We start from the raw sequence: 24,137 nt of genomic DNA on the forward strand, positions 1-24,137 counted from the left end.
AAACCGGCCCGAATTCCTACAGTCGAGCCCAACCCAAGGAGACTCGCATGGCAAAGATGACCGCGGCCCAGGCCGCTGTGCTCGTGATGGAAAAGGAAGGCGTGACCCAGGCCTTCGGCGTTCCCGGCGCCGCCATCAACCCACTGTATTCGGCATTGCGCAAGCAGGGCAGCATCGCCCACATCCTGGCGCGCCACGTCGAAGGCGCCTCGCACATGGCCGAGGGCTACACCCGCGCAGTGGCCGGCAACATCGGCGTGTGCATCGGCACCTCGGGGCCGGCCGGCACCGACATGATCACCGGCCTCTACTCGGCCTGGGCCGATTCGATCCCGATCCTGTGCATCACCGGCCAGGCGCCGCGCGCCCGGCTCTACAAGGAAGATTTCCAGGCGGTCGACATCGAGTCGATCTCCAAGCCGGTCACCAAGTGGTCGGTCACGGTGCGCGAGCCGGGCCAGGTGCCGCAGGTGTTCCAGCAGGCCTTCCACCTGATGCGCTCGGGCCGCCCCGGCCCGGTGTTGATCGACCTGCCCTTCGACGTCCAGATGGCGCAGATCGAGTTCGACATCGACAGCTACGAGCCGCTTACACCCTACAAGCCGGCCGCCACGCGGGCCCAGGTCGAGAAGGCGCTGGCGATGCTGAATGCCGCCGAACGGCCCTTGATCGTCGCCGGCGGCGGCGTCATCAACGCCGACGCCAGCGACCTGCTGGTTCGCTTCGCCGAAGCCACCGGCGTGCCGGTGATCCCGACCCTGATGGCCTGGGGCGCGATCCCCGACGACCATCCGCTGATGGCCGGCATGTGCGGCCTGCAGACCAGCCACCGCTATGGCAACGCGACCATGCTGGCGTCGGACTTCGTGCTCGGCATCGGCAACCGCTGGGCCAACCGCCATACCGGCTCGGTCGAGGTCTACACCAAGGGCCGCACCTTCGTGCACGTCGACATCGAGCCGACCCAGATCGGCCGCGTCTTCACGCCCGACTTCGGCATCGTGTCGGACGCCAGGGCGGCGCTCGAACTCTTCGTGCAGGTGGCCGAGGAGATGAAGGCGAAGGGCCAGTTGCGCGACCGCGGCGAATGGGCCGGCGAGTGCCGCGGGCGCAAGAAGACGATGCTGCGCAAGACCAACTTCGCCGACGTGCCGATGAAGCCGCAGCGCGTGTACCAGTGCATGAACAACAACTTCAGCCACGACACCTGCTATGTGAGCACCATCGGCCTGTCGCAGATCGCGGCGGCGCAATTCCTGCATGTGTACAACCCGCGCCACTGGATCAATTGCGGCCAGGCCGGCCCATTGGGCTGGACCATTCCGGCGGCGCTGGGCGTTCGCGCGGCCGACCCGACCCGCAAGATCGTCGCGCTCTCGGGCGACTACGACTTCCAGTTCATGATCGAGGAGCTGGCCGTGGGCGCGCAGTTCAAGCTGCCCTACATCCACATCGTGGTCAACAACTCCTACCTCGGGCTGATCCGCCAGGCGCAGCGCGGCTTCGAGATGGACTACTGCGTGCAGCTCGGCTTCGACAACATCAACGCGGCCGAGGATGCCGGCGTCGAGCGCAGTTATGGCGTCGACCACATGAAGGTGGTCGAGGGCCTGGGCTGCAAGGCGATCCGGGTCTACAAGCAGGAAGAGATGACGCCGGCGATCCAGCGCGCCGAGCAGCTGATGGCCGAGTTCGGCGTGCCGGTGGTGATCGAGGTGATGCTCGAGCGCGTGACCAACATCGCGATGGGCACCGAGATCGATGCCATCAACGAATTCGAGGCGCTGGCCGAAAGCGCCGAGGACGCACCGACGGCGATCGCGGCCGCGATGTTGGACTGACCGATTCACGAGGAGACAAACACATGCCCAAGTTCGCAGCCAACCTCACGATGCTGTTCACCGAGCTGCCCTTCATGCAGCGCTTCGAGGCCGCCGCCAAGGCCGGCTTCAAGGCCGTCGAGTACCTGTTCCCCTACGCCTACGAAAAGAAGGAGCTGGCCGCCGCCCTGCGCGACAACGGCCTGGCGCAGGTGCTGCACAACCTGCCGGCCGGCAACTGGGATGCGGGCGAGCGCGGCATCGGCTGCCATCCGGACCGCGTGGGCGAGTTCCGCGAAGGCGTGGCGCGCGCGATCGACTACGCCACGGCGCTGGGCTGCCCGCAGGTCAACTGCCTGCTCGGCAAGCTGCCCGAAGGGGTGACGCATGCGGATGCGCGCAAGGTGGTGGTCGACAACCTGCGCTTCGCATCGAAGGAGTTGCTGGGCGCTGGCATCCGGCTGCTGATCGAGCCGATCAACACCTTCGACATCCCGGGCTTCTACCTGAACCGCACCGACCAGGCGCTGGCACTGATCGACGAGGTCGGCTCGCCCAACCTGCGGGTGCAGTACGACATCTACCACGCGCAGCGCATGGAGGGCGAACTCGGCAACACGCTGGCCCGGAACATCGCCCGGATCGGCCACATCCAGCTGGCCGACAACCCGGGGCGCGGCGAACCGGGCACGGGCGAGATCAACTACCCGTGGCTGTTCAAGCACATCGATTCGCTGGGCTATGCCGGGTGGATCGGCTGCGAATACAAGCCGCGCGGCACGACGCTCGACGGCCTCGGATGGCGCACGGCGCTGACCCAATAACCAAAGACCAAAGACAAGGACATCTCGCGACATGACGCAAACGAACGCACAAAAAATCGGCTTTATCGGCCTCGGCATCATGGGTGCGCCGATGGCAGGCCACCTGCTCGATGCCGGCCATGCGCTCTTCGTGAACACGCGCGGCGATGTGCCGCAGCCGTTCGCTTCGCGGGCCAGGGTCTGCGTGTCGGCCACCGAGGTGGCGCGGCAGGCGGACATCGTCTTCATCATGGTGCCGGACACGCCGGACGTCGAGAAGGTGCTGTTCGGCGAAGGCGGCGTGGCCGCAGGCTTGTCCAAGGGCAAGGTGGTGGTCGATTGCAGCTCGATCGATCCGATCGCGACCAAGGACTTCGCGCAGCGGATCATCGGCCTGGGCTGCGGCTACATCGATGCGCCGGTCTCGGGCGGCGAGGTGGGCGCGAAGGCAGCAAGCCTCACGATCATGTGCGGCGGCGACGAAGGCACGTTCGGGCGCGTTCGGCCCTTGCTCGAGAAGATGGGCAAGAACATCACGCTGGTCGGCAACGTCGGCGACGGGCAGGTCTGCAAGGTGGCCAATCAGATCATCGTGGCGCTCAACATCGCGGCGGTCGGCGAGGCGCTGGTGTTCGCCTCCAAGGCCGGGGCCGATCCGGCGAAGGTGCGGCAGGCACTGATGGGCGGCTTCGCGTCGTCGCGTATCCTCGAAGTGCACGGCGAGCGCATGATCAAGCGCACCTTCGCACCGGGCTTCCGCATCGCCTTGCACCAGAAGGATCTGAACCTGGCGCTGCAAGGGGCGCGTGCGCTGGGGGTGGCGCTGCCGCAGACTGCGAGTGCGGCGCAGTTGATGAACGCATGCTCGGCGCTGGGGTACGGGCAAGAGGACCATTCGGCATTGGTGCGTGCCTTGGAGGCGATGGCGCAGCATCCTGTTGCGCCGGACGCTGGTTGACAGACCGGGGCGGCGGCGCGTTTCGGGGTGGCGATGGCGGGCGGTATGCCCTGTGCCTCAACGGCCGGCCCCGTAAATACCGCCCGCCACCGCTGACACGTTATGGTTGCATCGGCGTTGGAGACGTCATCGCGCTTTGAACACCCCCAAGCCCGGCAAGCGGTGCGGGACGGGCGATCCCCTCTGCGCCGCTGAGGAGCGCAGCTTCAGGCGGAAAAAGGGCCGCGCGTGTTTGAGCGAAGCGAGTTTGCGCGGACCCCGCCTGAAGCGAGCACCGCAAGGAAGCCCGAAGGGCCGGCGCAGTGGGGTCGACCGGCCCGCACCGCTTGCCGGGCCTCTCCTGGCGCACGCCTCTCCATCACACCCCCCACGCTTTCCCGAACCCACCCACCAAACCACCTCCGAGAGCGAACTTTGGGGTAGCCTCTACCCTGAGCCAAGACAGCAAGGAGACACCGATGGCAAACACCCTCTCCCCCGCCGAAGAAGCATTGCGAGATGCCGCGCGGGAATATCACCGATCGCCCGTCAAGGGCAAGATATCGATCTCGCCGACCAAGCCGCTGCTGAACCAGCGCGACCTGTCGTTGGCCTATTCGCCCGGCGTGGCCTATCCTTGCCTGGACATCGAGGCCGACCCCTCGCTGGCGGCGGAGTACACCTCGCGCGGCAACCTGGTGGGCGTGGTCACCAACGGCACCGCCGTGCTCGGCCTGGGCAACATCGGCCCGCTGGCCAGCAAGCCGGTGATGGAGGGCAAGGGCTGCCTGTTCAAGAAGTTCGCCGGCATCGATGTCTTCGACATCGAACTGGCCGAGAACGACCCCGACAAGCTGGTCGAGATCATCGCGGCGCTCGAGCCGACGCTGGGCGGCATCAACCTCGAGGACATCAAGGCACCCGAGTGCTTCTACATCGAGAAGAAGCTGCGCGAGCGCATGAACATCCCGGTGTTCCACGACGACCAGCACGGCACCGCGATCATCTCGGCGGCCGCGCTGCTCAACGGCCTGGAACTCGTCGGCAAGAAGATCGAGGACGTCAAGATCGCCGTCTCGGGTGCCGGCGCCGCCGCCATCGCCTGCCTCGACGTCATGGTCGGCCTGGGCGCCAAGCCGGCCAACATCTTCGCGGTCGACTCCAAGGGCCTGATCTACATCGGCCGGCCCGGCGGTTTCGACGACTCCAAGACACGCTACGCCCAGAAGGACACCGGCGACCGCACCCTGGCCGATGTCATGAAGAACGCCGACGTCTTCCTCGGCTGCTCGGCGCCCGGCGTGGTCGACCAGGACATGGTCAAGAGCATGGGCAGCCAGCCGATCATCCTGGCGCTGGCCAACCCCGAGCCCGAGATCCGGCCTGAACTGGCCAAGGCCGTGCGCCCCGACTGCATCATCGCCACCGGCCGCTCGGACTACCCGAACCAGGTCAACAACGTGCTGTGCTTCCCCTACATCTTCCGCGGCGCGCTCGATTGCGGCGCCAGCAAGATCACCGAGGAAATGAAGCTGGCCTGCGTGCGCGAGATCGCCGATCTCACCAAGGCCGACATCAGCGAGGAAGTGGCCACCGCCTACGCCGGCCAGGAACTCGCGTTCGGGCCCGACTACATCATCCCCAAGCCCTTCGACTCGCGGCTGATCCTGCGCATCGCGCCCGCGGTCGCCAAGGCGGCGCAGGCCTCGGGCGTGGCGACGCGGCCCATCGAAGACCTCGACACCTACCGCCAGCACCTGACCCGCTTCGTCTACCAGACCGGCATGTTCATGCGGCCGGTGTTCAGTGCCGCCAAGGTGGCGAGCCACAAGCGCGTGGCCTACGCCGAAGGCGAGGACGACCGCGTGCTGCGCGCCGCCCAGTTGGCGGTCGACGAGGGGCTGGCCAAGCCGATCCTGATCGGGCGCCCGGCGGTCATCGAGGCCCGCATCAAGAAGGCCGGCCTGCACATCACCCTGGGCAAGGAGGTCGAGTGCGTCGACCCCGAGGACGATCCGCGCTTTCGCACCTACTGGGAGACCTACCACCAGATCATGGGCCGGCGCGGCATCACGCCCGAGGCCTCGAAGGCCATGGTGCGGCGCTCCAACACCACCATCGCCTCGCTGATGCTGCACCTGGGCGACGCCGACGCGATGCTGTGCGGCCTGGTGGGGCGCTTCGACAGCCACCTGAAGATCCTGAACCAGGTGCTGGGCCTGAAGCGCGGCGCGCCGGGCTTCGCGACGCTCAATGCGCTCACGCTCGAGAAGTACACCCTCTTCATCGCCGACACCAACGTCCATGAAGACCCGAGCGCAGAGACCCTGGCCAACATCGCCATGATGGCCGCCGACGAGGTGCGCCGCTTCGGCCTGCCGCCCAAGGTCGCGTTCCTGTCGCATTCCAACTTCGGCTCTTCGGAACGCGCCTCGGCGCGCAAGATGCGACTGGCCCGCGACCTGTTCGCCAAGATGGCGCCCGACATCGAATGCGACGGCGAGATGCACGGCGACGCCGCCCTGTCCGAAGACGTGCGGCGCAAGGCGCTGCCCGAGACCCAGCTCACGGGCGAGGCCAACCTGCTGATCTGCCCGAACCTCGACGCCGCGAACATCCTGTTCAACGTGCTCAAGATGACTGGCGGCAACGGCGTGACCGTCGGCCCGATCCTGATGGGCGCGCAGGGCTCGGCCCATATCCTGACGCCGTCGTCGACGGTGCGCCGGGTGGTCAACATGACCGCGCTGGCGGTGGCCGACGCCAACTCGACGCGCTGATCTCCGCACCAATTTGGACGCCCCGCCGCGGTGCACGCGGCGGGGCGTTTTTTCGTGCGTTCTCCTCTGGCGGGTGGAAACCCGCAGTTACCGCATGCACCCGCATGGAGACATCGAGAGGGTTCGCACCAAGTGCGTGCCGGCACCGTTTTTGCTTGAATCCCGTGCATCCACCCTTTCATGGAATTCCTGAATGAACAAGCGCCATCTGCTCCAGACCTTCCTCGCCGCCTCCGCCCTCAGCTTCGGGCTGGGCACTGCGCATGCGCAGACGACGCCGATCAAGTTCCAGCTGGACTGGCGCTTCGAGGGACCCGGGGCCTTCTTCACGCACCCGGCCGCCAAGGGCTACTTCAAGGCCAGCGGGCTCGATGTCACGGTCGACGCCGGCAACGGCTCGGGCGGCGCGGTCACGCGGGTGGCCTCGGGCGCCTACGACATGGGCTTCGCCGACCTCGCGGCGCTGATGGAGTTCCACGCCAACAACCCCGACAGCCCGAACAAGCCGGTGGCGGTGATGATGGTCTACAACAACACGCCGGCCTCGGTCATGGCGCTCAAGAAGAGCGGCATCGCGAAGCCCACCGACCTGACGGGCAAGAAGCTCGGCGCCCCGGTGTTCGATGCCGGCCGCCGCGCCTTCCCGATCTTCGCCAAGGCCAACAACATCGGCGCGGTGAACTGGACCGCGATGGACCCGACCCTGCGCGAGACCATGCTGCTGCGCGGCGACATCGACGCCATCACGGGCTTCACGTTCACGTCGCTGCTCAACCTCGAGGCGCGCGGCGCCAAGGCGGCCGACATCGTGATCCTGCCCTACCCCGACTTCGGCGTGAAGCTCTACGGCAACGCGATCATCGCCTCGCCCAAGCTCATCAAGGAGAACCCGGCGGCCGTCAAGGCCTTCCTCTCGGCCTTCACCAAGGGCGCCAAGGACGTGATCGCCAACCCGGCGGTCGCGATCGAATCGATCAAGGCGCGCGACGGCATCGTCAACAGCGAACTCGAGACGCGCCGCCTCAAGCTCGCGATCGACACAGTGGTCAACACGCCCGACGCCCGCGCCGAGGGCTTCGGCCAGGTCAACGCCGGCCGGCTGTCGCTGATGGCGTCGCAGGTGTCGGACGCTTTCGGGACCAAGACCCGCGTGAACCCCGATGCGGTGTGGAATGGTTCGCTGCTGCCGCCCGCCGCAGAACTGAACATTCTCCGCAAGTGATGGCGGAGAACGCCAACGCGCCCTTCGTCGATTTCCAGGACGTCTGGCTCGCCTACAACGAGGAACTGCTGCGGGCCAACCACTTCGCGGTCGAGGCGATCGACCTGAAGGTCCAGCGCGGCGAGTTCATCGCCATCGTCGGGCCCTCGGGCTGCGGCAAGTCGACCTTCATGAAGCTCACGACCGGGCTTCGGATGCCCTCGATGGGCAAGATCCGGATCGATGGCCAACCGGTGACGGGGCCGCTGAAGATCTCGGGCATGGCCTTCCAGGCGCCGTCGCTGCTGCCCTGGCGCACCACGGTCGACAACGTGCTGCTGCCGCTGGAGATCGTCGAGCCCTACCGCTCGACCTTCAAGGCGAAGCGCAGGGAATACGTCGAGCGGGCCCGCAGGCTGCTGCAGAAGGTCGGCCTGGGCGGCTACGAGGACAAGTTCCCGTGGCAGCTCTCGGGCGGCATGCAGCAGCGCGCGAGCATCTGCCGGGCGCTGATCCACGAGCCCAAGATGCTGCTGCTCGACGAGCCATTCGGCGCGCTCGACGCCTTCACGCGCGAAGAGCTCTGGTGCATCCTGCGCGACCTCTGGACCGAGCAGCAGTTCAACGTGATCCTGGTGACGCACGACCTGCGCGAGTCGGTGTTCCTGGCCGACACGGTCTACGTCATGAGCAAGAGCCCGGGCCGCTTCGTAGTCAAGCGCGAGATCGACCTGCCGCGCCCGCGCGAGCTGGAACTGACCTACACCAAGGAGTTCACCGACATCGTGCACGAACTGCGCGGCCACATCGGCGCCATTCGCAGCCAGGCCATCGCCACCGCCGCGATCCCGCAATGAGCCATTCATGAAGAACAACAAGCAAATCGAACGCTGGTCGCCCTGGCTGCTGCTGGTCGCGGTCATCGTGCTGTGGCAGATCATCTGCTCGGGCTTCGGCGTCTCGGAGTTCATCTTCCCGAGCCCCTGGCGAATCTGGACCCAGTTCTGGGAGTTCAAGGAAATCATCGCCGGCCACGCCTGGCGCACCTTCTGGGTCACGATGGCGGGCTTCGGCCTGGCGATCGTGGTGGGCGTGCTGCTGGGCTTCGTGATCGGCAGTTCGCGGCTGGCCTACGCGGCGATGTACCCGCTGATGACCGCCTTCAACGCACTGCCGAAGGCGGCCTTCGTGCCGATCCTGGTGGTCTGGTTCGGCATCGGCGTCGGACCGGCGATCCTCACGGCCTTCCTGATCAGCTTCTTCCCGATCATGGTCAACATCGCGACCGGCCTGGCGACCTTGGAGCCCGAACTCGAGGACGTGCTGCGGGTGCTGGGCGCCAAGCGCTGGGACGTGCTCATGAAGATCGGCTTTCCGCGCTCGATGCCCTACTTCTTCGCCTCGCTCAAGGTGGCGATCACGCTGGCCTTCGTCGGCACCACGGTGTCGGAGATGACCGCCGCCAACGAAGGCATCGGCTACCTGCTGATTTCGGCCGGCTCGTCGATGCAGATGGGCCTGGCCTTCGCCGGCCTGATGGTGGTGGGCGCGATGGCGATGGGCATGTACGAACTGTTCAGCGCGGTCGAGAAGCACACGACGGGCTGGGCGCATCGGGGTTCGCAGGGGGAGTGAAATCCCGTAACCTTGCGGGTTCTTTTTCAGGAGAGACGAACCCATGATCAAGGTCAGCGTGATGTATCCCTTCTCCCCCGGCGCCCGGTTCGACCACGCCTACTACCGCGACAAGCACATGCCGCTGCTCGCGAACCGGATGGGCGACGCCTGCAAGTCCTACACGATCGACAAGGGGCTGGCCGGCGGTGCGCCCGGCCAGCCGCCCACCTACGTCGGCATGTGCCACGTCTTCGCCGACTCGGTGGAGTCTTTCCAGGCCGCCTTCGGGCCGCATGCGAAGGAGATCCTGGCGGACATCGCCAACTACACCGACATCCAGCCGGTGATGCAGATCAGCGAAGTGGTGGTGGGTTAGGCCCGTTCACACCAGCCGGGTCTCGATCTCGGTCTTGACCTCGGTCATCAGGCGGTGCACCGGGCACTTGCCCGCCACCCGCAGCAGTTCGGCGCGTTGCGCCTCGGTCAGTTCACCCGTGACCCGCAGCGTGCTGTCGAGGCGATAGACGCCGTGGCGCTCCTCGCTGTCGTCGCGGTCGACCGCGACCTCGATCTCCTCGATCGGCATGCCCTTGCGCCGCGCATAGATCAGCACGGTCAAGGCCTTGCAGGCCGCCAGCGAGGCATCGTAGAGGTCGTGCGGCGACGGGCCGGCATCGGCGCCGCCGCCGTCGGGCGAGGCGTCGACCGGGATCTCGTGGGCGCGGATCTTGAGGATGTGGCGGGTGCCTGTGACGCCGTCGCGCCGGACCGTGAGGGTCATTCGAATTGCTCCTGATTGAAATTCATTCGGCGCCACCATAGCGCTCGGTGCGGATCATGCCCGCTGCGAGCGCGGCATCGGCCAGGCCCCGGGTCACGCCCTCGACGAAGCGGTTCGAGCCGCACACGAAGACGTGGCGCGGCACATGGCCCCATTGCGTGATCAGTTCCCTCAGCGCGGGTGCATCGAGCCGCTGCGTCCGATCGGCGGGGCGGTGGCCGGGACCGCGCGTGATCGCGGCAACGAATCGGAAATCCGCGCGGCTTGCTTCGAGTCGCTCCAGCGCTTCGCCGAAGGGCAGTTCGTCCCACGTGCGAGCCGAACAGACCAGCATCATCGGCAGACCGGCCGCGGCGCGCGCCCAGTCGCGCACCATCGCCATCAGCGGCGCGATGCCCGAGCCGCCCGCCACCAGCAGCACGGGCCCGCCGTCCTCGGCGCGCCAGATGAAATGGCCGCCCAGCGGACCGCGCACCTCGATGGCGTCGCCGGCTTGGGCGATGTCGTGGAAATACGGCGAGACCTCGCCATCGTCGAGCTTCTCGATGATCAGCTCGACCGGCTGCCCGGGCGCCGAGGCGATCGAATAGCTGCGCTGGGCCGCGTAGCCGTCGGGCGCGGTCAGGCGCACATCGAGATGCTGACCCGCAACATGTCGCGCCAGGTCCGCCTTCAGCATCACGCTGACGATGCGCGGCGTCAGCGGCGCGATGCGCTCGATCACAGCCTCCTGCCAGCGCGTGGGCCCCTGCGCGCTCACGGATCGTCCGAGTAGCGCTGCTGCTTCCACGGATCGCCGTGCTTGTGGTAGCCGCGCAGCTCCCAGAAGCCGGCCTCGTCGCGCGCCGTGAAGCGCAGGCCCTTGAGCCACTTGGCGCTCTTCCAGAAGTACAGGTGCGGCACCAGCAGCCGTGCCGGCCCGCCGTGCTCGGCCGTGAGCGGCTGGCCGTCGAAATGGGTCGCCACCATCGCGCGCCCGCCGACCAGGTCGGCCACCGGCACGTTGGTGTCGTAGTCGTCGTGCGAGAGCGCCAGCAAGAAAGCACTGGGCGGCGCCACGCCCGCGGCGGCCAGCAGGTCGTCGATGCTCACGCCCTCCCAGCGGGTGTCGAACTTGGACCAGGTCGTGACGCAATGGATGTCGCCCTGCCACAGCGTGCGCGGCAGCGCCTGGAACTCGGCCCAGTTCCAGCTCGCGAGCGGACGCGGACCCTGGCTCAGCGTGAAGCGCCAGGCCGCGAGATCGATCTCCGGCGTCGGCCCCTTGGCCAGCACCGGAAAGTCGTCGGTCTCGAACTGGCCGGGCGGCAGGCGGCGGGCGAAGGCAGCAGTCGGACGTCGTCCTGTGAATCCACGCGTGACCATCGGCACTCCTTCGATTGGAGCGCCATGGTAGCGCCGCTTCAGGCGGCTTGCTGCAGCGGCACGACACGCATGCCGCGATGCACCTCGACCTCGCCGTGTTTCGCCAGCAGCTGCATCAGGTGCTTGCGGATCAGCATGCCCGGGCGGTCCGACTCCATCGAATACTCGACGCCGCGCCGGCGCGTGTCGACCAGCGCATCGGGGTCGGTCGACTCGAGGATGTCCTTGTCCTCGCGCGTGATCTCCTCGTCGAAGTCGATCAGCATCTGCGCCGCGCAGTCGGCCTCGGTGTCGTTGCGGAACAGCCACTGGCACAGCTGCATGCGGCCGTCGTCGATCGGCGTGAAGCAGTTGATGATGATGTGGCGGATGCCCGAGGGGTATTCGATGTCGAGCCGGCGCGAGAACGGCAGAAAGTAGGCGTTGCGCATGTGGCGGGTCGTGATCGGATCGGTCACGCCGCTGATCGCATGGAACTTCACCGGGTTGACCGCCTGGATCACGGTCTCGGCGTAGAAGCCCGATTCGTTCTCGACCAGTTCGTACTTGCTCGGCTTCGGGCTCGCGGCGACGCCGAAGGTCGCCCGGTGCACGAAGCTGAAGTGCGAGTTGTCGAAGGAGTTCTCGAGCGCGCGCATCGGGCTGGTCTGCCATTCCTCGTAGAACTGGTGAATGGTGCGAAAGCCGGGATCGTCGAACTCCGGGATCGCCGGGATCTCCGCGATCGGCTCCTCGAGCGCGACCCAGGCATAGCCGTAGCGCGCGCTGCAGTGGTAGGCGGTGGTCTTGTACTCGGGCGAGATCTTGCGGTCGGCCTCGTACTGGGGGATGCGGATCACCTGGCCGCTGCGGTCGTAGGTCCATCCGTGGTAGCCGCACTGGATCGCGCCCTGCCCGCAGGCCTTGCCTTCGCCATCGACGCACCAGCCCCTTGACAGCTTCGCGGTGCGGTGGCAGCAGCGGTCGCGCAAGGCGGCCGGCTGGCCGTCGGCATCGAGGAACAGGACGATGTTCTCGCCGAGCAGCGTGAAGGGCTTCGGGCCCTGCTGCAGATCGGCCAGGGGCATGACGGCATGCCAGAACTTGCGGAAAACGGGTTGCTGCGTGACGAGCATGAAAAGACTCCTTCGGTTGCGTGAGGACCAACTTGAAAGAGCAATTTCCCGCCATGGGCGCTTGCGCACCAAAGCTGAACGCTTCTACTCTGCGCCGATTCTCATGCAAATAGCGGGCCCGCGTCGCTGGCATGCGTCCTGCATGTGTTTGGCCAAGAGTAGAAGCGTTCAGCAGCGCACGCACCCACCGTGCGCCGCCCGGAAATTGCTCTTGAAGTGCCTCGCCGGCCCGGCGGGGTGTTCAAGACCCACCAATTCCGGAGATCCCTTCATGCAACGCCGCCACTTCATCACCTCGGGCGCCGCCTGTGCCGCCGCCCTCGCCGCCCCTGCCGTCCTCGCGCAGGTCGGCAAGCCGACGCCGCTCAAGTTCACCCTCGACTTCCGCATCAACGGCCAGACCGCGCCCTTCTTCCTGGCCGAGAGCAAGGGCTACTACAAGGACGAAGGACTCGACGTCACGATCGACACCGGGGCCGGCTCGGTAGCCTCCATCACCCGGATCGCGAGCGGCGTCTACCAGCTCGGGCTCGGCGACATCAGCTCGCTGGTCGAATTCAATGCGCAGAACCCGGGCACCCCGATGGTGCAGGCGGTCTACCAGTACTACAACCGCGCACCGTTCGTGATCATCGGGCGCAAGGACCGCGGCATCAGCGGCGACTTCAGGAGCCTTCAGGGCAAGAAGGTCGCCGCCGCGGCGGTCGAATCGACGCGCCGCGCCTGGCCGATGGTGGCGCGCAAGCAGGGCATGAAGCCCGACGCCTTCCAGTGGCAGACCACCGACTTCAGCGCCCGCGACAACGTGATGGTGCGCGGCGACGTCGATGCCGCCACCTACTTCCACGACTCCGCAGTCTCGCTGTTCGCGCGCATGAAGGCCGATGAGCTCTCGGTGCTCAAGTACGCGGACGCCGGCGTCAACCTGTACGGCAATGCGATCCTCGCCAGCAGCAACCTGATCGCCCAGAACCCGAAGGCGGTGGCGGCCTTCCTGCGGGCCACCAACCGCGCGATCGTCGAGACCTTCGCCCAGCCGGCGCCCAGCATCGCGGCGATGCGCCAGCGCGAGCCGATCCTCGACCCGAAGATCGAGCTCGATCGCTGGGCCATCACGGCGCAGTACGTCGGCGCGCCGGACACGCGCGGCCACGGCCTCGGCGACATCCGCAAACTGCTGCTCGAGCAGCAGGTCGACGAAGTGGCAGAGGTGTTCGGACTCAAGACCAGGCCGTCGGCCGACGCCATCTTCAACAGCTCGATGCTGCCGGCGCGCAATGAACGTAGCATTCAGGCATGAGTTCACTTCTTTCAGAAACCTTTCCGGCCGAGCAGCAGCTCGACGAGCGCGACGGCCGCTACCTGCGCAAGGCCATCGTCTGGTCGCATGCCGGCCGCCGGCGCGGCAACCGGCCCTTCGGCGCGGTGGTGGTCTCGGCCGCCGGCGAAGTGCTGGCCGAGGCCTACTGCAACACCGCCGAGACCGGCGACGTCACGGGCCATGCCGAGGTCAACGCGGTGCGCATGCTTGGCGAGCGCAAGCTGTCGCGCGACGAACTGGCCGGCGCCACGATCTACTCGTCGGGCGAGCCCTGCGTGATGTGCGCGGGCGCGATCTTCTGGTCGAACATCGGCCGCGTGGTGTTCGGCATCGACGCCGAGCGGCTGCGGGTGTTCCGCGGCGAGCGCGGCGACCAGCGCGATGCCGAGCTGTCCTGCCGCGACGTGTTCCGGGCCTCGCCGCATCCGATCGAATGCATCGGCCCGGCGCTGGTCGACGAAGCCGGCGCCGCCCACGTCGGCGCCTGGAAGGCTTGACGGCCCCCACGGCCTGACCCTGAGATCCACGAGGCATGTGCTGCGCCGCAGCACGAAAAACCAACCTTTAGGTGGGCGGCAGGCCGCGCTCCGAGTTTTCGAATAGCGCCAGCCCCAGACGCCGCGCCGCACGAGCGCGGCCGGCGGGCCGGACTTTCGAACCCAGGAGACAAACGCATGATCGAACTGCAGGGCCGAAAGGCCCTCATCTCAGGGGCGGCGCAGGGGCTCGGGCGCGCCATTGCCGGGCTCTTCGTCGAACGCGGCGCGCAGGTGATGCTCGCCGACATCGACGAGGCGGGTGCCGCCAAGGCCGCCGACGAACTCGGGCCGATGGCCCGGTCGGTGCGGTGCGACGTCACGAAGGCGGCCGACTGGGCCCGCGCCGTCGAGGCCACCACCGCCGCTTTCGGCGGCCTCGACACGCTGGTCAACAATGCCGGCATCGAGATCGTCAAGCCGCTGTTCGAGCAGACCGAGGAAGAAGTCGGCCGGCTCATGAACATCAACGTGATGGGCGTCTTCCTCGGCATGAAGAGCGCGCTGGGGCCGTTGGTCGCGTCGGGCAAGGGCTCGGTGGTCAACATCTCGTCGCTGGCCGGCACCAACGGCGTGCCGCTGTTCGGCTCCTATGCGGCGTCGAAGTCGGCGGTGATCCAGCTCACGCGCACCGCCGCGGCCGAGCTGAAGCCGACCGGCATCCGGGTCAACGCGGTGTGCCCGGGCTTCGTCGGCACGGCGATGGTCGACCGGCTGATACCCACGGTCGAAGCCATCGTCGGCGTGCCTTTCAGCGCGCTGGTCGCGGCCAAGCAGCTGCGGCTCGGCACGCCGCTCGAAGTGGCCGAGATGACCGCCTTCCTCGCCTCCGACGCCGCCAGCTGGACCACCGGCTCCCACTACATCCTGGACGGCGGCCTGTCTGCCGGATTGCTATGAGCAAGTTGCTGCTTCAAGACAAGGTCGCGATCGTCACCGGCGCGGGGCGCGGGCTCGGCGAGGCCATTGCACGCGCCTACGCCGCCGAGGGCGCGAAGGTCATCGTGTCGGACATCGACGCCGAGGCGGCGCGAAAGATCGCGGCATCGCTGCAGGGCGCCAGCGCGGTGGCCTGCGACGTGCGGGTGCCGGCGCAGGTCGAGGCGCTGGTCGCTGCGGCCACCCAGCAGCACGGCCGGCTCGACATCATGGTCGCCAACGCCGGCGTCGCCATGCTCTCGCCGCTGGTCGCCACGAGCTACGAACAATGGCGCGAGGTGACATCGGTCAACCTCGACGGCGTGTTCCTCTGCATCCGCTATGCAGCGCCGGCGCTGATCGCGGCGGGCGGCGGCGCGATCGTCACGATGGCCTCGGTCACGGCGAAGGCGGCTTGCCCGCTGATCGGCAGCTATGCGGCGGCCAAGGCCGGCGTCGTGTCGCTCACGCAGACCGCCGCCACCGAGCTGCGCGCGCACAACATCCGGGTCAACGCGATCCTGCCGGCCTTCATCGAGACCGACATGGTCAAGCCGCGCAAGAAGGAGTTCGAGCAGATGCTCGGCATCCCGGACTTCGACGCGGTCATTGCACAGCGCCAGGGGCGCTACGGCACGCCGCAGGAGGTGGCCAACCTGGCCGTCTTCCTGGCCTCGGAGCGGGCCAGCTTCTCGAACGGCAGCCCCTTCGTGCTGGACGGCGGCGTGAGCTCGTCCCTTCTCTGAACCCATCCAACGGACCCCGGGGAACCCACACCATGAGCAGCAACAAGAAGCCCGTCGTCGTCTACGGCGCCAGCGGCTACACCGGCCGGCTGATCTGCGAATACCTGCGCGAGTACGGCGTGCCCTTCATTGCGGCCGGCCGCAGTGCGGAGAAGCTGGACGCGGCCATGAAGGCGAATGTGGCCGGCATCGAGACCGCGGACTATGAAGTCGTCGAGGTGGCGCACACCACCGAGGCGCTGACAAAGCTCTTCACCGGCGCATCGGTGGTGCTGAACACCGTCGGCCCGTTCGCCCGCTTCGGCCCCGAAGTGGTAAAGGCCTGCCTGGCCGCCAAGTGCCACTACACCGACACCACCGGCGAGCAGGACTGGCTGATCACGCTCGAGGAAGAGTTCGGCGCCAGGTTCGCGCAGGCCGGGCTGCTGCTGTCGCCCGGGCTGGCGCAGATGTACACCACCGGCGAAATCGCGGCGCAGCTCTGCCTGGAGACACCGGGCCTGGACACCCTGGACATCGCGGTGTTCTGGGGCGGCAGCCCGACGATCGCGTCGACGCAGACCATCCTGGTCAATGCCGCGACGTCGAAGGCCTTCTTCCTGCACCAGAACAAGATGGTCGAGTGGCAGCCCGACGCCGGCCTCTACAGCCTGGCCATTCCCGGCCAGCACGAAATGGCGCTGGCGCTGCCCTGGGGCGGCACCTCGCATCCGGTGTGGTTCCGCAAGGACCCGCGGGTGGCCAACGTCAAGGTGCTGGGCGGCGTGTTCAACAAGCCGTTGATGCTGGGCGTGCCGCAGATCGTCGCGGCCGCGCTGAAAGCCACCGAAGGCATGAAGCCGGACGAGCGCTACGCCGCACTGGCGCAGACTGCCGCCGGCGTGATGAACAGCATGCCCCCGCGCGAGAACCCGCGCCTGAACAAGTCGGTCGACTCGGTGCACGCCACCGGGCCTCTGGGCCGCGCGCATTGCGTCATCTTCGGCAACTGCAACTACAAGCAGACCGGCCTGCTGCAGGCCCACGCCGCCTACTCGCTGCTGCAGCAGCCGCCGAAGCGGGTCGGCTTCGCATCGGGCTGCCAGGCCTTCGGACACCATGAACTGCTTGGGGTGCTGCGCAGCTTCGGACTGGTGGCCAAGCCCGAACTCACGGTCCAGGCCTGAAGCGGCCGCCGCAGATGACGAGCCTTCGGACGCCCCTGCGCAATCTGGCCGACGTCGAGGCGCTGGAGGCAATGCCGATCGAGGCCCGCCTCGAGCGGCCGGTGTCGAGCTACGCCGCCATCGCGCGGCAAGCGGCGGCCACGCCCGGCGCACCGGCCCTGACCTTCGTGCCGACCGGCGATCCGGCGGACGGCGAAACGCGCTTCGACTACGCCACGCTGCTGCAGCGCATCACGCAGGCGGCCAACGTCTTCGCGGGCCTGGGCGTAGGGCGCGGCGACGTCGTTTCGTACTTGCTGCCGAACCTGCCCGAGACGCACTTCACGCTCTGGGGCGCGGAGGCCGCGGGCATCGTGAACCCGGTCAACCCGTTCCTCGAAGTCGAGCACATGGCCGGCATCCTCAACGCCGCGGGCACCGTGGTTCTGGTGGCGCTGGGGCGGCAGTCGCAGCCCGGCATCTGGGAGAAGGTCGAGGCCCTGCGCGAGCGCGTGCCGACGCTGCGCGCCGTCCTGCGCATCGGCGGTCTCGGCCTGTGCCCGCCCTGGGCGCTGGACTTCGACGCCCTGCTGGCCCAGCAGCCGGGCGACAGGCTGCTGGGCACGCCGCCCAGGGGCGAGGACGTGGCCTCGTACTTCCACACCGGCGGCACCACCGGCACGCCCAAGCTGGCGCGCCGCACGCATTTCAACGAAGCCGCCAATGCCTGGTCGCTGACCACCGTCGCCGACATCGGCAGCGGCGACACGCTGCTGTGCGGCCTGCCGCTCTTCCACTCGAACGCGATGTTGATCACCGGGCTCGCGGCCTTCGGCGTCGGCGCACACGTGGTGCTGCTGTCGCCCGCGGGCTATCGTGATCCGCGCACCTTCGCGGCCTTCTGGCGGTCGGTCGAGCGCTATCGGGCGACCTTCTTCAGTGCGGTGCCGACGGTGCTGTCCGCCCTGCTCAACGTGCCGCGCGACGGCGCCGACATCGGCTCGCTGCGCTTCGCGATCTGCGGCGCCGCGCCGCTCGCGCCCGAGCTGTTCCAGCGCTTCGAACAAGCCACGGGCCTCAAGCTGCTCGAGGGCTACGGCATGACCGAGGCGACCTGCGTCAGCTCGATCAACCCGCGCGACGGCGAACGCGCGATCGGCTCCATCGGCCTGCGCCTGCCCTACCAGCAGATGAAGGTGGCGCAACTCGGCGCCGACGGCGAGGTCGAGCGCGAGGCCGCGGTCGACGAGATCGGCACGATCCTGCTGCGCGGCCCCTTCGTCTTCGCGGGCTACGTGAAGGACAGCGACAACCGCGGCGTCTGCCTGGCCGACGGCTGGCTCAACACCGGCGACCTCGGCCGGCAGGATGCCAAGGGCTACTTCTGGCTGACCGGCCGGGCCAAGGACCTGATCATCCGCGGCGGCCACAACATCGACCCGGCCATCATCGAGGAAGGCCTGATGCGCCATCCGGCGGTCGATATCGCGGCCGCCGTGGGCAAGCCCGATGGGCACGCCGGCGAACTGCCGATGGCCTACGTGACCCTGCGCAAGGGCGCCCAGTGCGATCCGGCCGAGTTGCTCGCGCATGCGCGCAGCACGATCACCGAGCGGGCGGCGGTGCCGGTCGAGGTGGTGGTGCTCGACGCGATGCCGCTGACCGCGGTCAACAAGATCTTCAAGCCCGCGCTGCGCCAGCAGGCGATCACGCGGGCGCTGGCCGAGGCGGTGCGCGCCGCCTGCGGCGAGGTCGAGGTGCAGGTCGAGGTCGAGCCGCATCCGAAGCACGGGCTGGAAGCCCGCATCACCGCCGCACGGCCCGGCGGCCCGGACGCTGAAGCGCGCATGCGGGCGGCGGAGGCCGGGCTGGCCGCCCTGCCGGTGCACTGGACGCTTGCCTGGCGCACCGGATGAGGCACACTTATCGCCCCTCGTTGCAGCAAGGAACCCCCATGGCGCGGGCGACAGGCAAGTCCGGAGACAGACCCGCATCGGCGGCCGTGCTGGTCGAATCGAAGCTCGCGCCGCCGCAGCTGTCGCTGCGCCTGCTCGCGCGCTCCGCGCTCTCGACGCGGCTGCACGCGGGCCTGATGCAGCGCGTGATCAGCGCGACCGCGCCGGCCGGCTACGGCAAGACCACGGCACTGGCCCAGTTCGTCGCACAGCTGGAGCCGCACGGCATCACCTGCGCCTGGCTCAGCCTCGACGCCGAGGACAACGATCCGCTGCATTTCGTGCGCTATGTCGCCGCCGCCCTGCACCACGCGGATGCCCGGCTCGGCCGCAGCGCGCTCGCACAGACCGACGGCGGCACGATGGCCTCGCCCGATGCGGTGGTCGCCTCGCTGCTGCACGACCTCATGGGCCACGACCATCGGCTGCTGCTGGTGCTCGACGACTTCCACCTGGTGCATGACGACGGCGTGCACCGCAAGCTCGAATGGCTGATCGGCCACCTGCCCCCGACCATCGGCCTGGTGATCGCCAGCCGCACCCGGCTGCCGCTGTCGCTGAGCCAGCTGCGGCTGCGCGGCGAATTGCTCGAGCTGGACGCCTCGCATTTCGGACTCGGTCTCGACGAGGCCGCCGACTTCGTCGGCCGCGTCAGCGGCGCGCCGCTGGAGCGCAGCCAGCTCCAGACGCTGCACGAACGCACCGAAGGCTGGATCGCCGGCCTTCAGCTGGCCTCGCTGGCGCTGCGCGAGAGCGGCGACCGGGGCGCATTCCTGGCGGCCTTCTCGGGCACCGACCGCGACATCACGGACTACCTCGGCGAGCAGGTGCTCGACAGCCTGCGGCCCGCGCTGCGCGACTTCCTGCTCGACACGGCGGGGCTCGACCGCTTCTGCGCCGAGCTCTGCGACGAAGTGCTGCAGCGCGACGACAGCCATGCGATGCTGGCCGAGATCCAGGCCCGCAACCTGTTTCTCTCGGGGCTCGATCGCTCGCGCACCTGGTTTCGCTACCACCACCTGTTCGCCGACTACCTGCGCGGGCGCGGCAAGGAGCGCCCGGGCGAGGCGGCGCGGGCGATCTGCCTGCGCGCCAGCGACTGGTTCAACCGGCATCGGCTGCCGCACGAGGCGGTGCGCTATGCCTTCGACGGCCAGGACATCGAGCGCGCCGCCGACCTGGTGGCGGAATTCTCGGGCGAGCTGGTGCAGTACCGCGGCGAGCACGCCACGCTGCTCGGCTGGCTCACGCGGCTGCCGCAGGCGCTGATCCATGCACGGCCCAAGATCCGCACCGGCCATGCCTGGTCGCTGGTGCTGACCCGACGCCATGCCGAGGCCGACCAGGAACTGCGCGCGCTCGAAAGCGCCTGCGCCGGCGATGGCGACGGCGGCGTGCGCTGCGTGGTCGAGATGATCCGCTGCGTGTACTTCGCGCTGTCCGACCAGCCGCTCCTGGCCAAGTCCGCGAGCGAGGCCTGGCTCAAGTCCTGGCCGCGGGCCGAAGCCTTCCGCACCGGCGTGGTGGCCAACGTGCTGGCGGCCGGCTGCTCGGCCACCGACGCCTTCGAGCAGGGCCTGCAGGCGCTCGCGATCGCCCGCCGCGCCTTCGAGGAATGCGGCGCCCACTACGGCCTGGCCTGGGCCAGTGCGCTGGCGATGGTGATCGCGATGCGGCGCGGCGACTTTCCCGAGGCAATGGCCCAGGCCCGCCTCGGCCTGGCCACGGTCGAGCCCAGCCTGGGCGTCGCTTCCTACGCGGGCTCGATGCTGACCTTGCTCGCGGCCGAGGTCTGCTACGAGCAAGGCGAGCTCGCGCAGGCCCAGCGCTACCTGGACCTCGGCCTGCCTTTCATCGACGAGCACGGGCTGGTCGAGATGAGCGCCGCCGGCTACCTCACGCGCGCCCGGCTGCTGCGCCTGCGCGGCGACCTGGCGGGCGCCGACAGCTGCCTGCTCGAAGGCGAATCGCTCGGCCACCGCCTGAGCCTGCCGCGGCTGGCGCGCATCCTGGCCGCCGAGCGCTGCGTGCTGCGCCTTTCGGTGGCCTCGCTCGACGATGCGCTCAAGCTCGCGCAGTCCTACGGCTTCATCGGCCACGGCGGCGCGGCCCCGGCCGGCGCCGTGGCGGCCGAGGAAGACAGCGTCGGCCTGGCCATCCTGCGGCTGCGGCTGGCCCAAGGCGGCGGCGCGCCCGTGGCCGGCGCCCTCAACGATGCGCTGCGGCGCGCCCAGCGCGATGGCCACCAGGCGCAGCAGGCGCGGCTGCTGCTGCTGCGGGCCCTGCACCAGCACCGCTCACACGACCAGGCCCTGGCCCTGCGCACGCTCGACGATGCGCTGGCCCTGGCGGCCCGCTGCGGCCTGCTGCGCAGCCTGGTCGATGCCGAGCCGCAGCTGCTCGACCTGGTCGAGGCGATAGCCGCCCGGCGGCCGATGGCACCGCCCGGCGTCGACGACTACCTGCGCCGCCTGCTCGCAGCGGCGGGCCGCACGCCGGTCGCCGCCGCGGCGCCGGAGCCGCCGCACGAGCGCAGCGAGGCCGAGGAACTCACCGAGCGCGAAATCAAGATCCTGAGGCTGCTCAAGGCCGGCCTCGGCAACCGCGAGCTGGCACAGAGCCTGTTCCTCTCGGAGGCCACCGTGAAATGGCACCTCCACAACATCTTCGCCAAGCTGGGCGTCAAGAACCGGATCGGCGCGCTGGCCCGGGCGCAAGAGAAGTCGCTGCTCTGAGTCCCTACACTCGGTGCCCATGCCCTGGCACGCGCGACTCGACCTCGACTACCAACTTGAACACGCCCGCAGCGTGGCCCGCTTTCGCCACGAAGGCCCGCTGCGCATCCTGCAGAGCCTCTACCCCGAGGGCGATGCGGTGTGCCACAACGTGCTGGTGCACCCGCCCGGCGGGCTGGTCGGCGGCGACACGCTGGACATCCGGGTGCGGGCCGCGGCCGGCAGCCACGGGCTGATCACCACGCCCGGTGCCTCGCGCTTCTACCGCTCGGACGGCGAGCTGGCGCTGCAGCGCACCGACCTGCGCCTCGATACCGGTGCCCGACTCGAATGGCTGCCGCTGGAGGCGATCTGCTTCAGCGGCTGCCGGGCCGAGAACCGGCTGACCCTGCGCGTCGCGGAAGGCGCCGAGCTGATCGGCTGGGACGTCACGGCGCTCGGGCTGCCGAACGCGGGCAAGCCCTTCGAACGCGGCACGCTGCAGCAGCACATCGAGGCGCCGGGCCGATGGCTGGAGCGCGGGCGCCTCGACGCCGCCGACGGACGCCTGCTGCAGAGCCCGCTCGGGCTGGCGGGCCAGCGCTGCCTGGCGTCGATCTTCTTCGTTGCCGGCACGCCCCTGTCGCGCACGCGGCGCGATGCGGCGCTCGACGCCGCCCGCGCACTGATCGAAGCACATGAGCTGAACGCGCGTGCCGGCGCCACCAGCCCGCATCCGGAGATCATCGTGCTGCGCGTGCTGGCCCCGGTGGTCGAGCCGGCGATGCAGCTGCTGCGCCAGGTCTGGAAGGCGTGGCGGGCCGAGCTCTGGCACATGACCGGCGAGCCGCCGCGCATCTGGTCGATGTAGGGTTCCCGTCCGACGGGGGCGCGCAGCGACACTCCCTAGACTGGCCGCGATGACCCGCACCGACATCCCGGCCCGCCTCGACCGCCTGCCCTGGTCGCGCTGGCACTGGCGCGTGGTGGTCGCGCTCGGCGTGGCCTGGGTGCTCGACGGGTTGGAGGTGACCCTGGTCGGATCGATCGGCGGCGTACTCGAACGGCCCGACACCTTGGGCTTGAGCGGGGCGCAGATCGGCTGGACCGGCTCGCTCTACATCGGCGGCGCCGTGATCGGTGCACTGGTGTTCGGTCGCCTGGCCGATCGTCTGGGTCGCAAGAAGCTGTTCCTCATCACCTTGGCGGTCTATGCCGCGGCCACGCTGGCCACCGCCTTCTCGCCCAACTTCGTCTTCTTCGCGCTGTGCCGTTTCGCCACCGGCCTGGGCATAGGCGGCGAGTACGCGGCCATCAATTCGGCCATCGACGAGCTGATCCCGGCGCGGGTGCGCGGCCGCGTCAACCTGGCGATCAACGGCAGCTTCTGGATCGGCGCCGCGCTCGGCGCCGGGCTGAGCCTGTGGCTGCTCGATCCGCAGGTGCTCGGCCCGGTGTGGGGCTGGCGCGCCGCCTTCGGGCTCGGCGCGCTGCTGGCCGTGGCCATCCTGCTGGTGCGGCGCGACGTGCCCGAGAGCCCGCGCTGGCTGATCGCGCACGGCCGCGCCGAGGAAGCCGAGCGCATCGTGCAGCGGATCGAGGCGCAGGTGAGCGCACAGCACGGGCCGCTCGCACCTGCAGTCGGCCACCTGAGCTTCGGCGGCCGCGCCAGCCCCGCCTGGCGCGAGGTGGCCCAGGTGCTGCTGCGGCGCTACCCGCGGCGCAGCGCGGTGGCGCTGGCATTGATGATTTCGCAGGCCTTCTTCTACAACGCGATCTTCTTCACCTACGCGCTGGTGCTGACCCGCTTCCACGGCGTGCCGGCCGAAAGGGTCGCGCTCTATATCTTCCCCTTCGCGCTCGGCAACGTGCTCGGCCCGCTGCTGCTGGGCCCGCTGTTCGACCGCGTCGGCCGGCGCCGGATGATCGCGCTGACCTATGTGCTGTCGGGGGTCGGCCTGGCGCTGACCGGCTGGGCCTTCATGCAGGGATGGCTCGACGCCCGCAGCCAGGCGCTGTGCTGGTCGGCCGTGTTCTTTCTCGCATCGGCGGCCGCCAGTTCGGCCTACCTCACGGTCAGCGAGGTGTTTCCGCTCGAGATGCGCGCGGTCGCGATCTCGATCTTCTATGCGGTGGGCACCGGCGCCGGCGGCTTCGTCGCGCCGGTGCTGTTCGGCGCGCTGATCGACACCGGCAGCCGGGGCGCGGTCGCCGTCGGCTACGCGATCGGCGCTGCGCTGGTGATCTTCGCGGGCCTGCTGGCCTGGCGCTACGCCGTCGATGCCGAGCGCAAGCCGCTGGAGGAGGTGGCGCCGCCGCTCGGCTCGGACCTCACTCGATGATCGCGCGGCCGCGCGCTCGGACCGGGCCCAGCAGTTCCTGT

At 68.8% G+C, this 24,137-nt stretch carries 21 protein-coding genes; 17 read left to right on the forward strand and 4 right to left on the reverse strand.

Translation table 11 applies throughout. The features are described from left to right. Positions 1 to 47: 47 nt before the first annotated feature. From gcl to QZH52_RS00635, 8 genes are all read left to right on the forward strand, one after another. Entirely contained in the window at positions 48 to 1,841 is a 1,794-nt protein-coding gene (gene gcl / locus QZH52_RS00600) for a glyoxylate carboligase (protein WP_301802365.1), read from the forward strand. A 23-nt stretch (positions 1,842 to 1,864) separates the two neighbouring features. Then, positions 1,865 to 2,644, forward strand: coding sequence for a hydroxypyruvate isomerase (hyi, locus tag QZH52_RS00605; RefSeq protein WP_301802367.1), 780 nt, complete (start codon positions 1,865 to 1,867; stop codon positions 2,642 to 2,644). A 31-nt stretch (positions 2,645 to 2,675) separates the two neighbouring features. Next, complete coding sequence (locus tag QZH52_RS00610) at positions 2,676 to 3,581, forward strand: 2-hydroxy-3-oxopropionate reductase (protein WP_301802369.1); 906 nt, start codon at positions 2,676 to 2,678, stop codon at positions 3,579 to 3,581. A 458-nt stretch (positions 3,582 to 4,039) separates the two neighbouring features. After that, positions 4,040 to 6,340 (forward strand): NADP-dependent malic enzyme, encoded by a 2,301-nt coding sequence (locus tag QZH52_RS00615; RefSeq protein ID WP_286536711.1) that lies wholly within the window; start codon positions 4,040 to 4,042, stop codon positions 6,338 to 6,340. Positions 6,341 to 6,533: 193 nt separating this feature from the next. After that, positions 6,534 to 7,562: an ABC transporter substrate-binding protein gene (locus QZH52_RS00620; protein WP_286536712.1), complete on the forward strand. Its 1,029-nt coding sequence runs from the start codon at positions 6,534 to 6,536 to the stop codon at positions 7,560 to 7,562. Then, the gene (locus QZH52_RS00625) at positions 7,562 to 8,398 is read left to right on the forward strand and encodes an ABC transporter ATP-binding protein (protein WP_286536713.1); all 837 of its coding nucleotides are present in this window, start codon (positions 7,562 to 7,564) and stop codon (positions 8,396 to 8,398) included. Before QZH52_RS00620 ends, QZH52_RS00625 begins: the two co-directional genes overlap by 1 nt. 7 nt (positions 8,399 to 8,405) lie before the next feature. Beyond that, the gene (locus QZH52_RS00630) at positions 8,406 to 9,176 is read left to right on the forward strand and encodes an ABC transporter permease (protein WP_286369269.1); all 771 of its coding nucleotides are present in this window, start codon (positions 8,406 to 8,408) and stop codon (positions 9,174 to 9,176) included. A gap of 43 nt (positions 9,177 to 9,219) precedes the next feature. Next, on the forward strand, positions 9,220 to 9,534 hold the full coding sequence (locus QZH52_RS00635) for an EthD family reductase (protein WP_286369268.1): 315 nt from the start codon (positions 9,220 to 9,222) through the stop codon (positions 9,532 to 9,534). A 6-nt stretch (positions 9,535 to 9,540) separates the two neighbouring features. On the opposite strand, the gene QZH52_RS00640 is transcribed toward QZH52_RS00635, so the two are convergent. From QZH52_RS00640 to QZH52_RS00655, 4 genes are read right to left on the reverse strand one after another with little or no spacing between them, the layout of a single operon-like run. Beyond that, positions 9,541 to 9,939 (reverse strand): OsmC family protein, encoded by a 399-nt coding sequence (locus QZH52_RS00640; RefSeq protein ID WP_286536714.1) that lies wholly within the window; start codon positions 9,937 to 9,939, stop codon positions 9,541 to 9,543. A gap of 22 nt (positions 9,940 to 9,961) precedes the next feature. Further along, complete coding sequence (locus tag QZH52_RS00645; RefSeq protein ID WP_301802376.1) at positions 9,962 to 10,699, reverse strand: FAD-binding oxidoreductase; 738 nt, start codon at positions 10,697 to 10,699, stop codon at positions 9,962 to 9,964. Then, positions 10,696 to 11,304 (reverse strand): sulfite oxidase-like oxidoreductase, encoded by a 609-nt coding sequence (locus QZH52_RS00650; protein ID WP_301802378.1) that lies wholly within the window; start codon positions 11,302 to 11,304, stop codon positions 10,696 to 10,698. Before QZH52_RS00650 ends, QZH52_RS00645 begins: the two co-directional genes overlap by 4 nt. Positions 11,305 to 11,342: 38 nt before the next feature. Continuing rightward, positions 11,343 to 12,419: an aromatic ring-hydroxylating dioxygenase subunit alpha gene (locus QZH52_RS00655; protein ID WP_301802381.1), complete on the reverse strand. Its 1,077-nt coding sequence runs from the start codon at positions 12,417 to 12,419 to the stop codon at positions 11,343 to 11,345. Between the two features lie 271 nt (positions 12,420 to 12,690). On the opposite strand from QZH52_RS00655, the gene QZH52_RS00660 reads away from it, so the two are divergent. From QZH52_RS00660 to QZH52_RS00700, 9 genes are all read left to right on the forward strand, one after another. After that, positions 12,691 to 13,719, forward strand: coding sequence for an ABC transporter substrate-binding protein (locus tag QZH52_RS00660; RefSeq protein ID WP_301802384.1), 1,029 nt, complete (start codon positions 12,691 to 12,693; stop codon positions 13,717 to 13,719). After that, on the forward strand, positions 13,716 to 14,237 hold the full coding sequence (locus QZH52_RS00665) for a nucleoside deaminase (protein WP_301802388.1): 522 nt from the start codon (positions 13,716 to 13,718) through the stop codon (positions 14,235 to 14,237). The genes QZH52_RS00660 and QZH52_RS00665 overlap by 4 nt, the downstream gene beginning before the upstream one ends. Before the next feature lie 177 nt (positions 14,238 to 14,414). Next, on the forward strand, positions 14,415 to 15,176 hold the full coding sequence (locus tag QZH52_RS00670) for an SDR family NAD(P)-dependent oxidoreductase (RefSeq protein WP_301802391.1): 762 nt from the start codon (positions 14,415 to 14,417) through the stop codon (positions 15,174 to 15,176). Then, on the forward strand, positions 15,173 to 15,940 hold the full coding sequence (locus tag QZH52_RS00675; protein WP_301802393.1) for an SDR family NAD(P)-dependent oxidoreductase: 768 nt from the start codon (positions 15,173 to 15,175) through the stop codon (positions 15,938 to 15,940). Before QZH52_RS00670 ends, QZH52_RS00675 begins: the two co-directional genes overlap by 4 nt. Positions 15,941 to 15,972: 32 nt before the next feature. Further along, the gene (locus tag QZH52_RS00680; protein ID WP_301802394.1) at positions 15,973 to 17,106 is read left to right on the forward strand and encodes a DUF5938 domain-containing protein; all 1,134 of its coding nucleotides are present in this window, start codon (positions 15,973 to 15,975) and stop codon (positions 17,104 to 17,106) included. A gap of 14 nt (positions 17,107 to 17,120) precedes the next feature. Then, a complete protein-coding gene (locus QZH52_RS00685) occupies positions 17,121 to 19,001 on the forward strand; it encodes an acyl-CoA synthetase (protein ID WP_301802395.1) in 1,881 nt (626 codons plus the stop codon). A gap of 38 nt (positions 19,002 to 19,039) precedes the next feature. Next, positions 19,040 to 21,775 (forward strand): winged helix-turn-helix domain-containing protein, encoded by a 2,736-nt coding sequence (locus tag QZH52_RS00690; protein ID WP_301802396.1) that lies wholly within the window; start codon positions 19,040 to 19,042, stop codon positions 21,773 to 21,775. Between the two features lie 19 nt (positions 21,776 to 21,794). Continuing rightward, positions 21,795 to 22,625 (forward strand): urease accessory protein UreD, encoded by an 831-nt coding sequence (locus QZH52_RS00695; RefSeq protein WP_301802397.1) that lies wholly within the window; start codon positions 21,795 to 21,797, stop codon positions 22,623 to 22,625. Between the two features lie 49 nt (positions 22,626 to 22,674). Beyond that, complete coding sequence (locus QZH52_RS00700; protein ID WP_301802398.1) at positions 22,675 to 24,096, forward strand: MFS transporter; 1,422 nt, start codon at positions 22,675 to 22,677, stop codon at positions 24,094 to 24,096. Positions 24,097 to 24,137: the final 41 nt, after the last annotated feature.

The sequence above is a fragment of the Variovorax ginsengisoli genome, from assembly GCF_030486595.1.
Taxonomy (GTDB): domain Bacteria; phylum Pseudomonadota; class Gammaproteobacteria; order Burkholderiales; family Burkholderiaceae_C; genus Variovorax; species Variovorax ginsengisoli_B.